At 37.2% G+C, this 14,443-nt stretch carries 13 protein-coding genes; 8 read left to right on the forward strand and 5 right to left on the reverse strand.

The features are described 5' to 3' along the window. Window positions 1-147: 147 nt before the first annotated feature. Window positions 148-2,478, reverse strand: a complete 2,331-nt coding sequence (locus tag A1704_RS17675; RefSeq protein WP_062675389.1) for an ATP-dependent helicase — start codon at window positions 2,476-2,478, stop codon at window positions 148-150. A 295-nt stretch (window positions 2,479-2,773) separates the two neighbouring features. On the opposite strand from A1704_RS17675, the gene A1704_RS17680 reads away from it, so the two are divergent. From A1704_RS17680 to secG, 3 genes are all read left to right on the forward strand, one after another. Further along, window positions 2,774-4,087 carry a M16 family metallopeptidase gene (locus A1704_RS17680; protein WP_047429324.1) on the forward strand — a complete coding sequence of 438 codons (1,314 nt, stop codon included), beginning with the start codon at window positions 2,774-2,776 and terminating at the stop codon, window positions 4,085-4,087. Window positions 4,088-4,138: 51 nt separating this feature from the next. Beyond that, window positions 4,139-6,184: a M16 family metallopeptidase gene (locus tag A1704_RS17685; protein ID WP_062675390.1), complete on the forward strand. Its 2,046-nt coding sequence runs from the start codon at window positions 4,139-4,141 to the stop codon at window positions 6,182-6,184. Between the two features lie 133 nt (window positions 6,185-6,317). Continuing rightward, window positions 6,318-6,659 carry a preprotein translocase subunit SecG gene (gene secG / locus A1704_RS17690; protein ID WP_062675391.1) on the forward strand — a complete coding sequence of 114 codons (342 nt, stop codon included), beginning with the start codon at window positions 6,318-6,320 and terminating at the stop codon, window positions 6,657-6,659. A 51-nt stretch (window positions 6,660-6,710) separates the two neighbouring features. Here secG and A1704_RS17695 read toward each other — a convergent pair whose 3' ends face one another. Further along, window positions 6,711-7,550 (reverse strand): glycosyltransferase family 2 protein, encoded by an 840-nt coding sequence (locus tag A1704_RS17695; protein ID WP_117753113.1) that lies wholly within the window; start codon window positions 7,548-7,550, stop codon window positions 6,711-6,713. Further along, entirely contained in the window at window positions 7,546-8,157 is a 612-nt protein-coding gene (recR, locus tag A1704_RS17700) for a recombination mediator RecR (RefSeq protein ID WP_062675393.1), read from the reverse strand. Before recR ends, A1704_RS17695 begins: the two co-directional genes overlap by 5 nt. Window positions 8,158-8,394: 237 nt before the next feature. On the opposite strand from recR, the gene A1704_RS17705 reads away from it, so the two are divergent. The 4 genes from A1704_RS17705 to A1704_RS17720 all read left to right on the forward strand — a co-directional run bounded on the left by A1704_RS17705 (window position 8,395) and on the right by A1704_RS17720 (window position 11,832). Next, window positions 8,395-9,000, forward strand: coding sequence for an LURP-one-related/scramblase family protein (locus tag A1704_RS17705; protein ID WP_062675394.1), 606 nt, complete (start codon window positions 8,395-8,397; stop codon window positions 8,998-9,000). A 23-nt stretch (window positions 9,001-9,023) separates the two neighbouring features. Continuing rightward, window positions 9,024-9,515, forward strand: coding sequence for a hypothetical protein (locus A1704_RS17710; protein ID WP_062675395.1), 492 nt, complete (start codon window positions 9,024-9,026; stop codon window positions 9,513-9,515). Between the two features lie 80 nt (window positions 9,516-9,595). Next, the gene (locus A1704_RS17715) at window positions 9,596-11,038 is read left to right on the forward strand and encodes an aminoacyl-histidine dipeptidase (RefSeq protein WP_062675396.1); all 1,443 of its coding nucleotides are present in this window, start codon (window positions 9,596-9,598) and stop codon (window positions 11,036-11,038) included. A 212-nt stretch (window positions 11,039-11,250) separates the two neighbouring features. Next, a complete protein-coding gene (locus A1704_RS17720; RefSeq protein ID WP_062675656.1) occupies window positions 11,251-11,832 on the forward strand; it encodes an LOG family protein in 582 nt (193 codons plus the stop codon). A 58-nt stretch (window positions 11,833-11,890) separates the two neighbouring features. Here A1704_RS17720 and A1704_RS17725 read toward each other — a convergent pair whose 3' ends face one another. Together A1704_RS17725 and A1704_RS17730 are read right to left on the reverse strand one after the other, a co-directional pair. After that, window positions 11,891-12,220 carry a 2Fe-2S iron-sulfur cluster-binding family protein gene (locus A1704_RS17725; RefSeq protein ID WP_062675397.1) on the reverse strand — a complete coding sequence of 110 codons (330 nt, stop codon included), beginning with the start codon at window positions 12,218-12,220 and terminating at the stop codon, window positions 11,891-11,893. A gap of 12 nt (window positions 12,221-12,232) precedes the next feature. After that, window positions 12,233-13,288 carry an NAD(P)/FAD-dependent oxidoreductase gene (locus tag A1704_RS17730; protein ID WP_062675398.1) on the reverse strand — a complete coding sequence of 352 codons (1,056 nt, stop codon included), beginning with the start codon at window positions 13,286-13,288 and terminating at the stop codon, window positions 12,233-12,235. Between the two features lie 153 nt (window positions 13,289-13,441). Between A1704_RS17730 and A1704_RS17735 the strand changes: the two genes are divergently transcribed. After that, window positions 13,442-14,212, forward strand: a complete 771-nt coding sequence (locus A1704_RS17735; RefSeq protein WP_062675399.1) for a DUF3108 domain-containing protein — start codon at window positions 13,442-13,444, stop codon at window positions 14,210-14,212. Window positions 14,213-14,443: the final 231 nt, after the last annotated feature.

Genomic DNA, 14,443 nt, shown 5'->3' on the forward strand with positions numbered 1-14,443 from the left:
TTGCAACGGCACTTCGTTCAGGAGAGGATTATCTTAGCTCGCGATCGAAAAATATACACAGCGTAATAGTCACATTGCGAACATGGCGGTCAAACAAAAAACGGATCCAAAAATTGAATCCGTTTCTTTTATATTTTTATTCTGAAATTAAATCTTAGTCAGTTTAGCATATTTCAGGATCAGATTTTTCTCTCCTTCATGCATGAAAACTACTTTTGCTTTGATGTTCTGAGGATCTGTTCCGTCTAAGAAAGTAACTTCTCCTATTCCAAAACGGTCGTGTCTCACTTTATCTCCTACTTCAATATCCTGAGAAGAAGCTCCGCTTGGATTGATAATTTTAGCCGTACTTACCGGTTTCAGTTTTCTGACTTCCGGAGCAGGTTTGGAAGTATCTCCTCTGTCGATGGTCTTTTTCTCAAGCTTTTTGAAAGATCTCATTTCAGATGGATGCTCATCAAAGATATTGGATTTCACTCCTGAATTATTGATAAACCTTTTTTCCAAAGCCGGATTAAGGAATTCAATATATTCATCATCAATTTCGCTTAAGAATCTTGAAGGCTCAGCATCTGTAATTTTCCCCCACTGAAAACGGGAAACCGCATAGGAGAAGAAAGCTTGCTTTTCTGCTCTTGTCAATGCCACATAGAATAATCTCCTTTCTTCTTCAAGATCTTCTCTGGTTGCTGAGCTCATAAAGCTTGGGAAAAGGTTTTCTTCAAGTCCTACCAGGTGAACCACCGGGAATTCTAGTCCTTTTGAAAGGTGGATCGTCATCAAAGAAACCATATCATCTTCCAGTTCTTTATCCTGAGTATCTGCAGACAGGGCAATGTTTTCAAGGAAGTTGGAAAGACTAGGATCTCCGTCTTCAAGCTGCATCTGTTCTTCAATGAATCCCTGCATGGAGTTCATCAATTCCTGTACGTTTTCTACTCTGGAAATTCCTTCCGGAGTCTGATCATCTTTTAAAAACTTGATTAATCCGCTTCGCTTTGCTACTTCCATAGCCACACTGTAAGCCGTTTCTGTTTTCAGCAATACCTGGAAAGCCTTGATCATAGACCAGAAATCGTTCAGTTTGTTTAAAACGCCGTTGTTCAAACCTAGCTGCGGTGCATACATCGGAAGATTCTCCAATACTTTTGAAACTGCTATATTGTGGGCATCAGCAAAAACAATCAGTTTATTCTGTGTCGTTTCTCCAATTCCTCTTGCAGGATAATTGATAATCCTCATCAATGCTTCAGAATCATTTTCATTGATCAGAAGACGAAGGTAACCAATAAGGTCTTTTACTTCTTTTCTTTGGTAGAAAGAAAGTCCTCCATACACTTTGTACGGAATATTTTTACGTCTCAGTGCATCTTCAAAAGCACGCGTCTGAGAGTTGGTTCTGTATAAAATGGCAAAATCGCTGTATTTTCTCTGGTCCCGGTTACGAAGTTCCCAGATATTTCCAGCTACGAAATTGGCTTCATCAGCATCGGAAAGAGATCGGTATATTTTGATCTTATCTCCCTCTTCATTATCACTGAAGACATTTTTCTTAAACTGCTGCAGGTTTTTAGCGATAACAACATTAGCCGCATTTACAATATTCTGTGTGGAACGGTAATTCTGTTCCAATGATACTGTTTTGGCATCCGTATAATCTTTTTTAAAGTTTAAAATGTTATAGATATTCGCTCCACGGAAAGAGTAAATAGACTGTGCATCGTCTCCTACCACACAGATATTTTCGAATTTTGAAGCCAAAGCTTTTACAATAAGATACTGAGAGTGGTTGGTATCCTGGTACTCATCAACCATGATGTATCGGAATCTGTCCTGATATTTTGCCAGTACTTCCGGGAAACGGGTTAATAGTTCATTGGTTTTCAATAGCAGGTCATCAAAATCCATAGATCCGTTTCTGAAGCACTGATCCACATATTTCTGGTAAATCTGCCCAATGAATTTCATATTCGCTTTTTCATCCGCTTCCATCAGTTCAGGGTTGTTGAAATAAGCTTTTACCGTGATCAGGTTGTTCTTATAGGTTGAAATTCTTGCCTGAACTTTTTTTGGTTTATAAAGATCTGCATCAATATTCATATCCTTCAGAACTTTTTTAATCACATTCAGAGCATCCTGCTGATCATAGATGGTAAAGTTGGAAGGATATCCAAGATAATGGGCTTCAATTCTCAGAATTCTTGCAAAAACGGAGTGAAATGTTCCCATCCAAAGGCTTCTTGCATTGCTGTCTCCAACTACTTTCGCGATACGGTCTTTCATCTCGCGTGCTGCTTTATTGGTAAAGGTAAGCGCCAGGATATTGAAAGGGTCTATTCCATTGTGTATTAAATGGGCAATACGCATAGTCAATACACGCGTTTTCCCGGAACCTGCTCCGGCAAGTACCATCAGAGGTCCTTGTAAAGAGGTAACAGCTTCATATTGTGATTCGTTGAGTCCTTTCAAATAGTCCATACAGCAAAAAAATTTTGGGAACACAAAATTAAGGTATTCGGAGGAGAATTCAAACTTTCATAGAGAAGTTAGGAATTTGAAGTATTCAGATAGTATTTGTCAATGGTCAATTTTGCTCCGCAAGTGAATTGTGAATGATTAGTCTTAGTCTCAAATCCCGCAACCCGAATCACGTAACAAATTGACAAGCGAAGCGAATTCACCATTCACTATTCACCGTCACCTATATATTTCTACACATTCTGTAACATTTAATTCACTTTTCATACTAATTGATAAACAATTTCTAAATTTTATGAAAAAGCGACTTCTTTCTGCTGCTGCCGTAGCTTTCTTCGGGCTAATGCTGAATGCACAGCAAATTAAATTCGAAGAGTATGACCTTCCCAATGGTCTTCACGTAATTCTTCATCAGGATAACTCGGCACCAGTTGTAACAACAGGTGTAATGTACCATGTAGGTGCAAAAGATGAAGTAAAAGGCAGAACAGGTTTTGCTCACTTCTTTGAACACCTTTTATTCGAAGGAACTCCTAACATCAAGAGAGGAGACTGGTTTAAAATCGTTTCTTCAAACGGAGGGCAGAACAACGCCAACACCACCAATGACAGAACTTATTATTACGAAACATTCCCTTCCAACAACGAACAGCTTGGACTTTGGATGGAAGCGGAAAGAATGCGTCACGCTGTTATCAACCAGATTGGTGTAGATACACAGAGAGAGGTTGTAAAAGAAGAGAAAAGATTAAGAATGGATAACCAGCCTTATGGAAATCTTTTCACGACCATTCAGAAAAATTTATTTACCAATCACCCATACAACTGGCCGACAATTGGTTCTATGGAAGATCTGAATTCTGCTAAATTAGAAGAGTTCCAGGCGTTCTACAAAAAGTATTACGTTCCTAATAATGCTACTTTAGTAGTTGCAGGAGATATCAAACCTGAGCAGACAAAAAAATGGATCGAAACCTACTATGGAGGCATTCCAAAAGGAACGCTTTATCCAAAAGATTTTCCGAAAGAAACGCCTATCACACAGGAAAAAGAAGTGACTGCTACTGACCCGAACATCCAGCTTCCGGCATATGTATTCGCGTACAGAACTCCGGCTAACAAAGAAAAAGACGCGTATGTTTTAGATATGCTTTCTTCTTATTTAAGCAGCGGTAAGTCTTCAGTTTTATATAAAAAATTAGTAGACCAGGACAAAAAAGCACTTCAGGTAGCGGCTTTCAACCAGGGACTTGAAGACTACAGTATTTTTGCCTTCTTCGCAATTCCGATGGGACAGACTACAAAACAGGCTTTACAGACGGATATTGATGCTGAAATCAAAAAGCTTCAGACTACTTTAATTTCTGAAGAAGATTATCAAAAACTTCAAAACCAATACGAAAACCAGTTTGTAAATGCGAACTCTAGCATTCAGGGAATTGCTGCTTCATTGGCAACCAACCACGTATTGATGGGTGACACGAATCTGATCAACAAAGAAATTGACATTTACAGATCTATCACCAGACAGGATCTTCAAAATGCGGCTAAAAAGTATCTTAATTCCAACCAAAGAATAATCATCAATTACGTACCTGAGAAAAAGTAATCATTCAACTTTTAGGTGATAACATGATTATTAAAAATTAAATTTTTACAAATGAAAAAGCAATTAACATATATAGCTGCAGCATTTTTCTTTACAGGAATGGTTTCAGCACAAAAAATAGATCTTAATGCAATGCCGAAACCGGGACCTACTCCTGCGATTAACATTGCGAAGCCAAAAACTTTCCAGCTAAGCAACGGTCTTACAGTAATGGTGGTTGAAAACAACAAATTACCAAGAGTAAGTGCAAGCCTTTCTATGGACAGACCTCCATACAACGAAGGAGCAGTAACCGGAGTAAGCGAAATTATGGCTGAACAGTTCGAAAACGGAACTACCAACATCAGCAAAGATGATTTCAACAAAAAAGTAGACTACCTTGGAGCGAACCTTAATTTCTCTTCGGGAGGTGCTTCTGCCAATTCACTTTCAAAATATTTCCCTGAAGTTTTAGGTTTGATGGCTGATGCAATCATTAACCCTAAATTCTCTGCTGAAGAAATTCAGAGCTCTAAAGAAAGAGCTATCGAGGGATTAAAGTCTGAAGAAAAAAATGCATCTTCTATTGCTGAAAGAGTTTCTAACGCTTTGATGTATGGAAAGAATACGTCAAGAGGTGAGTTTGAAACCGTTGAATCTATCAATAAAATTCAGTTAGCTGACGTACAAAATGTTTATAAAAAATACTACGCTCCGGATAATGCTTATTTAGTAATTGTTGGAGACGTAAAGTTTGACCAGGTAAAACCTTTGATTGAAAAAGCTTTCAATGGCTGGAAAAAAGCAAACACTCCTATTGCACAGTTAGAACCAGCTTCTAATGTTGCTAAAACGGAGATCAATGTAGTAGATGTTCCTTCTGCAGTACAGTCTGTTGTTTCTTTAAACAACCTGAACACTCTGAAAATGAAAGATGCCAACTACTTCCCTGCAACAATTGCCAACTATATTCTTGGTGGTGGTGGTGAAGCCAGACTTTTCATGAATCTTCGTGAGAAAAACGGATTTACCTATGGGGCGTATTCAAGTATGGTTGCCAGCAAGTATTCTCCACAATTCTCTGCAAGTGCAAGCGTAAGAAACGAAGTGACAGACAAAGCTGTTAAAGAATTCATGAATGAACTTAACGCTATTTCTACTGTAAAACCAGAAGAATTAGCCAATGCTAAAGCTAAACTGAAAGGATCTTTCATTATGTCTTTAGAGCAGCCGGCGACAATTGCAAGATTCGCTTTGAACCAAAAAGTTCAGGATCTTCCTGCTGATTTCTATACCAATTACTTAAAGTCTATCGATAAAGTAACTGCTGCAGATGTTTCCAATGCTGTAAAAGCTACTATTTTACCTAACCAAAGCAGAATTTTCATCGCTGGTAAGGCATCTGACATTTCTGAAGGATTGGAAAAATTAGGTTATCCTGTAAAATATTTTGATAAGGAAGCGAATCCTGTTGCAAAACCAACTGTACAAAAAGTGGATGCCAGTGTAACGGTAGCTTCTGTAGTTGACAAATACATCAATGCTATCGGAGGAAAAGCTAATCTGGCAAAAATCACTTCTTATACTACCAATGCCTCAATGTCTATGCAAGGACAAAACATCGATTTTAAAATCGTTAAGGCACAAGGCGGAAAGGAACTTACCACTGTAACAGCAATGGGACAGGTTGTTCAGAAGCAGGTTTTCGATGGAAAAACCGGTTATTCGATGCAAATGGGACAAAGGGTGGATATCACACCGGAAGAAATTGCTGAAAAACAAAAGAACCCTGAACTTTTCGAAGAATTAGGTTTTGCAAAATCTGCTGATTATAAATTAGGCGGAATTGAAAAAATCGGAGGGGAAGATTCTTATGCTATTAAAGGTGGAGATACCACCTATTACTATAGTGTTGCAACGGGATTAAAAACCGGAGAAACTAAAAAAGTAAAAGCTAAAGGCCAGGAAATGACCATCCCAACAACATTCTCTAATTACAAAGATGTAAACGGAGTTAAAATGCCTTACACCATCTCTGTAAGTCAGATGGGAATGGACATGACGATGACGGTAAAGTCTTATGAGATTAATAAGGCTACAGATGCGGATTTTAAATAAGAACACCTTATTTTTATACAAAAAACGGCAACAATTGTTGCCGTTTTTATTTTTATCAACATTTGGCGACATCTTTTTTTGTCATTCAGTAAAAAAAGATTAAATTTGCCCATTCAAAAAGATATAAGAATTAATGGATACTATATTTACACTACTAATGGTTCTTGTTATGGTTGCCAGTGTTTTATTGGTAATTATCGTTATGGCACAAAACCCAAAAGGAGGAGGCCTTTCCAGTACATTCGGAGGTGCATCATCTGCACAGTTCGGGGTACAGAGAACCAATGATTTCATGGAAAAAGCAACATGGACTCTAGGCGGAACTATCATCGTTCTTATCCTTTTAAGCGTTGTTATCACAGGTAAGCCATCTCAGACACTTCCTGCACAACAACCTGCTAAGAAAGAAGCTCCGGCTAAACAGTCAGCTCCTGCTTCTTCTACTACAACTACTCCGGTAGCTCCGGCAAAATAAGAAGAATATTATCTTACATACAACAAAAGCAACTCAAATTGAGTTGCTTTTTTATTTTAATTTGATCTTTTCAATCTGATGCCGAAGCTTTAATCCTGCTTTCAAAAAAGAATACTGTACAGGCTTCGATTCTTTATAATACTTATCAATAAAGATCTGCATGGCTCCATAAAATCTGTTGAGATATACTTCATCCTTAATTGTACTTTCTCCTTTATGGTGAAGGATAGAAACTTTTCCATAATAGAAGTTTTGATATCCGTTTCTTAAAAATGTATAGCAGAGATCAATATCTTCTCCATACATAAAATAAGCTTCATCCAATCCTCCTATTTTTTCATAGACCTCTTTTTTAGCCAATAAAAATGCTCCGGTGATCACATCTACCTCTGCAATGGCATTTTCTTCTATGTCGTTCCTGTAATAGGATTTCGAATTGTTCTTTTTAAAATTGGTAAACAGTTTTTCAAACGAGTTGAACATATCCGGAACTGAGCGTTTGCTTTCAGGAAGAAAATGACCTTCTGCATCATGCATTCTCACTCCCAGACATCCGAATGAAGGCTGGGCCTTTGCAAATTCCAGCAATTCTTTCATATAAAATCCTTCCAACTCCGTATCAGGGTTTAAAAGCAGAATATACTCTCCTTTTGCCATCTGAACAGCTTTGTTATTCGCCTTTGCAAAACCACCATTTGTTGTAGAAGATATAAAGTATACATTGGGAAACTCAGGGATAAGGTCACCCCATGAATTGTCTGTAGAAGCATTATCAATGACAATCACTTCATAATCTATTTCCTGTATATACTTTTGGAGCGACTGGAGACAGCTTCTGAGCAATTGGGTAACATTGTAATTAACAATAATAACGGACAGCTTCATATTAATCCTTTTCGTTGTAAGGCAGCCTGTTGATAATAGATCTTCCTAAAGAAATTTCATCGGCATATTCCAATTCATCCCCTACTGAAATTCCTCTTGCAATGCTTGAGAAATTCACATTGAAACTTTTAAATTTCTTATAAATATAATAAGCTGTGGTATCCCCTTCCATGGTGGCACTCAATGCGAAAATAAATTCCTTCACCTTTCCGTCATTCAGTTTCTTTTCAATACTTGGAATATTCAGCTGGCCTGGCCCCACTCCTTCCATTGGAGAAATTTTCCCCCCGAGAATCAGATATTTTCCTGTATACTTTCCTGTATTTTCAATCGCAATCACATCACGTACATCTTCAACGATACAAATCAGTTCACCATTTCTCTTTTCGTTACTGCATATTTCACAAATGTCAAAATCTGAAAAATTGTGACATTCTTTACAGTATTTTATTTCATTGACAAGATTAATCAGGGAGTTTCCAAGACTTACAGCTCTGGAATGGGGCTGCTTCAACAAATGGAGTGCTAACCTCAAAGCCGTTTTTCTTCCAATCCCAGGCAATCCCGAAATCTCATCTACTGCTTTTGCCAATACTTTACTAGGGTAATCCATAGGTACAAAAATAAGGATTAAAGTTGATAATTGATAGTGAATCGTGCATGGTCAATTCACTTCGTTTGTGAATTTGTATAAAGTGATTATTGACTATTGGCTTTGCGCAGCAAAAATTGACTATTGACCATGAGGTTAATGTCCCATTATGATATTTTATATTTCTCCCATACCTGAGAACACTAAAAAAACCTTTATATTTGCGGCTTAAATTAAATATGAAAAAAATAAACTGACATGGTACTTAACAATCTTAATTATCCTCTGGATTTCAAATTCAAAATCACTACTTTAGCAAGTGACTTCAACATTACTGACAAAAACGGAAATTATGTGGCATATGTTCGTCAGAAAATGTTCAAGTTGAAAGAAGATGTTATCATTTTTAATGATGAAAGCAAGTCTAAGGAACTTTTCAGAATCAGAGCGAATCAATGGATTGATTTTAATGCTTCTTATTCTTTGAATGATCTTATCGATAATAAAAACTTCGGTAGACTGGCAAGAAAAGGAATGCGTTCTATCTGGAAAGCAAGTTATGATATTCTGGATGCGCATGATCAGCCTAAGTTTAAAATTCAGGAAGACAGTGCATGGGTAAGATTCTGGGACAGCTTTGTAGGAGAACTTCCTATTATCGGAATGTTTACAGGGTATTTCCTTAATCCATCTTACACGGTAACAGGAATTGACGGAAAGGCTTATTTTAAACTGAAAAAGATGCCTTCATTCTTTGGAAGAAGATTCCAGCTGGACAGACTGATCGATATTGATGATGAGGAAGAAAGCCTGGTAATCCTTTCTTTATTGATGATGACACTTCTTGAAAGAGCAAGAGGATAAACAAATTATAAAACCACAAAGACATGAAATATATAATCATTGTATTTTCCGCATTTCTATTGGTAGCCTGTAAAAAGGAAAAAGAAACTGTTTCAGGTTCTGTTCATGCCGATTCTTTACATATCGCTAAAGATACTGCGTCTATCGGATCTTCTTCAGGAAATATTCTGGTGGGAACCATTCCGTTTCCAAAAGAAATCAAAGAATGTTCCTGCTATTTTGCAGCCAGCAAATCTGATTTTGAAAATGAAAGATATATCTACGCCGATGATGCCGGAAAAACAGCATACATGATGCTTGACGGTAAAAGACTGGCGATGAATCTCATTTCATCAAGTGACATGGAAGTAGATGAATTGCTGACCAAGGAAATAGAAAATGATGATTATAAAATTTCCGTAAAAGGTAAAAAAATAAAGGGCGAAGAAGCTTTACTGTTTGAAGGAACTCTAACTATAGAGAAACCAGACGGAACTACATTTACTACTCCGATCTATGGAGAGTGTGGATGTTAATAAAGCTAAATCCTACAAAAATGCTTCTGTATCTCACGGAAGCATTTTTTATTTCGTAAATTTGAGAAAAATAAATTTCAATGGAATTATCTAATATAGAACCGCAGATTATATGGAAAAATTTCTCCAGATTAAATGCTGTTCCAAGACCTTCAAAAAAGGAGGAAAAAGTAATAGCTTTTATCAAAGGATTTGGTGAAAATTTAGGACTGGAAACTACGGTAGATGAAGTAGGAAACGTTATTATTAAGAAACCGGCCACGGCAGGAATGGAAAACCGTAAATCTATTGTGCTTCAATCCCACCTTGATATGGTTTGCCAGAAAAACAATGATGTTAATTTCGATTTTGAAACAGAAGGAATCAAAATGGAAATTGCCGGTGACTGGGTAAAGGCAAAAGGAACTACCTTGGGAGCTGATAACGGTTTAGGAGTAGCTACCATCATGTCTATCCTTGAAAGTTCAGATATTCCACACCCTACATTGGAAGCTCTTTTCACGATTGATGAAGAGACTGGAATGACAGGTGCTTTAGGATTAAAACCAGGACAATTGACAGGACAAATTCTATTGAATCTTGATACGGAAGAGGATGATGAAATCGATATCGGCTGTGCAGGAGGTGTAGACGTGACAATCACTCAAACCTATGCTGCAGAAGCTTCAAAAGGACAAATTGTAAGACTTGAAGTAAAAGGTCTTCAGGGTGGACACTCCGGAATGGATATCCATAAAGGGTTTGGAAATGCCAATATTATTTTAGGAAGACTTCTTTATACCGGACTGGAAAACCAGAATATTGAATTAATTTCAATTGACAGCGGAGGGTTGAGAAATGCTATCCCAAGAGAAGGAGTTGCTGTAATTTCAGTGAGAAATGCCCAGGAATTTATTGAAAATGTAACGGTTCTTAAAAAAGAGATCTTAGAAGAATTTGCTGCTGTAGAACCGGGAATCCAGATCAATATTGAAAACTCTACGTCTTCCGACAAAGCTATTTCAGAAGCAGATTCTAAAAAAGTGATCCTCACTTTAAAGGCTCTTCACAACGGAGTATACAGAATGAGCCCTGATGTGGCTGATCTTGTAGAAGCGTCCAACAACGTAGCAAGAGTAGAACTGAAAGGCGGAGAACTTAAGATCTTAAACCTTACAAGGTCTTCTGTAGATTCTTCGAAATATTCAGTGGCAGAGCAATTGAAATCGGTAGCAGAGCTGGCTGGAATGAATGTTGAATTCAGCGGTTCATATCCGGGATGGAAGCCAAAACCTGGTTCAGAGATTGTACAGCTGATGGAGAAACTTTATACTGAAAAGTTCAGCGAAAAGCCTCATGTAGTAGCTTGTCATGCTGGTCTTGAATGTGGAATCATCGGTTCCAACTATCCTGAAATGGAAATGGTAAGCTTCGGACCTACTATCAGAGGTGCACACTCTCCTGATGAAAGAGCGAATATTCCTTCAACTCAGAAATTCTGGAGCTTCCTGAAAGATATTTTAGCCAATATCCCTCAGAAATAGAACATTAAAATAATTATATTAATATCCAAAGTCTTATGATTTTGGATATTTTTAGTTTTAGTCTGAATATATTTATTTAATTATAAAAATGCTTCGACAGGCTCAGCATGGTATCTCTAATACTAACTGCTTTTTTAGAGATAATTTTTAGCAGCGTCATGCTGAGCTTGTCGAAGCATCTCAACAATAGTATAAAAAACAAATCTAATACAATGAAAAGTATAACCGTATTCTGTGGCTCAAGTTTCGGCACAGATAAAATTTATGAAGAACAGGCATTTCTGCTGGGACAAACTTTAGCAAAAGAAAATATACAACTGGTTTATGGTGGTTCGGAAACCGGTTTAATGGGAACAATTGCTAATGGTGCTTTAAGTGAAAAAGGTAAAGTAACAGGAGTCTTACCCCGGTTTTTACAGTCTAAAGAAATTGCCCATAAAAACCTGACAGAGCTTATTATCGTGGAGACCATGCACGAAAGAAAAACCAAAATGAACGAACTCTGTGACGGGGTTATCGTTCTTCCCGGTGGCTATGGTACGTTGGAAGAGTTTTTCGAGATGATCACATGGGCACAGCTGGGACTTCATCAAAAACCTATCGGAATTCTGAACATTGACGGATTTTATGATGACCTGATTCAACTTATTCAGACCATGGTGGACAAAGGATTTTTAAAACAAATCAACAGTGATATGGTACTCCTCAGTAATTCAATTGATGATCTGCTGGAAAAAATGAGAAATTATCAGGCTCCTACAATCTGGAAAGTGATCAGCAAAGATGAGGTATAAAGAAAAAACCCGTCCGGAAAATCCGGACGGGTTTTTTATTAAGATTAAAAAATATTTTCTAAGGATAAGGAGCAATTTCCACTTCGAGCCCTTCCATGGCATCGACAATATGTAACTGACATCCTAATCTACTGTTGTCTTTCACGTGGAAAGCTTCAGCCAGCATGGCATCCTCTTCATCTCCCATCGGTTCCAGACCCGGATCATTGATTACATAAACCTGGCATGAAGCACACATCGCCATTCCTCCGCATACCCCAATAGTACCTTCTTCTGCCAATTCATAGGAACGGATAATTTCCATTAAGTTCATGGACATATCCGTAGGCGCTACGACATCATGGGTTACCCCTTCTCTGTCGGTGATTTTAATATTAACGTCTGACATAATTCTGCAAAATTAGTCAATTTTTTTCACAACTGCCTTCTCTGCTTCTTTACGGCTTCCGTCAAATCCGTCAACACCACTTACCGTTGTATATTTTAAAACGAATTTTTTACCAGGATTTAGCCTGTTGTACACACTCTGACACATTAAAGTAGCTTCGTGGAAACCACAAAGGATCAACTTCAGTTTTCCAGGGTATGTATTGATATCTCCGATAGCGTAGATACCATCAATGTTAGTTTGATAATCAAGAGCATTGTTTACAACGATTGCATTTTTCTCGATATTCAGCCCCCAGTTTCCAATCTCACCCAATTTTGGTGTCAATCCGAATAAAGGAATGAAATAATCTGTTTCAATATCATAAGCTTCCTGTCCTTCTACTTCTACAGTAATCGCTTCTACTTTTCCGTCACCTTTAATACCGGTAACTTCTGCAGGTGTAATTAATTTAATTTTCCCCTGATTTTTCAGATCCTGAACTTTCTCTACAGAATCCAAAGCTCCTCTGAATTCATTTCTTCTGTGAATCAAAGTTACTTCACTTGCAACGTTAGAAAGGAAAATACTCCAGTCTAATGCAGAGTCTCCTCCACCAGCAATCACCACTTTTTTATTTCTGAAGTGTTCAGGTTCTTTAACGAAATATTCAAGACCTTTTTCTTCATAATCAGCGATATTTTCAAAAGTAGGTTTTCTTGGTTCAAAAGTTCCTAAACCTCCTGCGATGGCAATCGCTTTACATCTGTGAACGGTTCCTTTGTTGGTAATCACCTCAAACCATTCATCGTCTATTTTTGTATAAGAAACAGCTGTCTCCCCTAAAGTAAATCCAGGCTGAAACTGCTTGATCTGCTCCATCAGATTATCTACCAATTCTCCGGCATTCACAGAAGGATAACCAGGGATATCGAAAATAGGTTTTTTAGGATAAAGTTCAGCCAATTGCCCTCCCGGCTGTGGAAGTGCATCAATAATATGGCACTTCATTTTTAATAAACCAGCTTCAAAAACTGCAAAAAGTCCTGTAGGTCCCGCACCTATGATCAATATATCAGTGGTTATCATAATCTTTAAGATAATTTAATTATACATGTAACTGCAAATTTACTAATTTTAATGCGAAGCATATTTAATTGATTCTAAATAAAAACCTGAGATTTGTCAAATATCTATCATTTAAGATTTTAAATTTGGCAATGTTTTTGTAAATGTCTTGTTATGAAGAAAATTTCAATCCTTTTTGCATTATTAATATTCTTTTTTGGTTCAGCCCAGATTGATAATATCGCGGATGGCGAATCCATTACTCTTAGAATTCACTATGGTTTCCTTAATGCAGGAACTGCCAATCTTACTACCAAACAAACCACTTACAAAGGTATACCTCATCTCTATGTAAAAGGAACCGGTCAGACAACAGGTGCTGTAAAAGCATTCTTCAAAGTAGAAGATTTATATGAAAGTTTCATCAATACACAGACTGGATTACCAAGCTTTTATGTCAGAAATGTACGTGAAGGAAGCTACCGCCAGCATTTTGAAACAGTTTTTAATCACGATAATAATACTTTAATATTAACGGATAAAAAAACTCCGGCCAACGGTTCAAAGGTTTTAAAATCAGTGAAAGGTGTTCAGGATATGCTTTCCTGCTTTTATTATTTAAGAAGTAAAAGCCCGGATGAACTGAAAGTGGGAACTGTTATTAATATGAATGTATGGATTGATGATGAAATGTTTCCTTTTCAGCTGAAAGTAACAGGAACAGAAAATTTAAAGACAAAATTTGGTACGATCAATTGTTTGAAGATTATCCCATCCGTAAAAAGCGGAAGAGTATTTAAAGACAAAGAAGGAGTCACCATGTGGGTTAGCAATGATGCCAACCATCTTCCTATGCTATTGAAAGCAGAACTTGCCGTAGGAGCGCTGAAAGCAAGTATTGATGATTACAAGAATGTAAAATATCCTTTAAAATTCAGCAAATAATAATTGTCAGTTTCAAAGATACAGCCTGTAAATTTTACAGGCTTTTTTTAATTTCTTATGTAATATATTCTTAATACAAATTGTCTTTATAATAGAGGCAGGCAAAGAACTGCATCATGTCAATACTTCATTGAAGTACCTAGCGGATTCAAACAGAAGCATGGGCATAAGAAACAGACACGTGTAAATTTTTCAATAAGATCAGTTTTTAATTACGTTTTGTTTCTTAGG

Source organism: Chryseobacterium cucumeris (assembly GCF_001593385.1).
Classification (GTDB): Bacteria; Bacteroidota; Bacteroidia; order Flavobacteriales; family Weeksellaceae; genus Chryseobacterium; species Chryseobacterium cucumeris.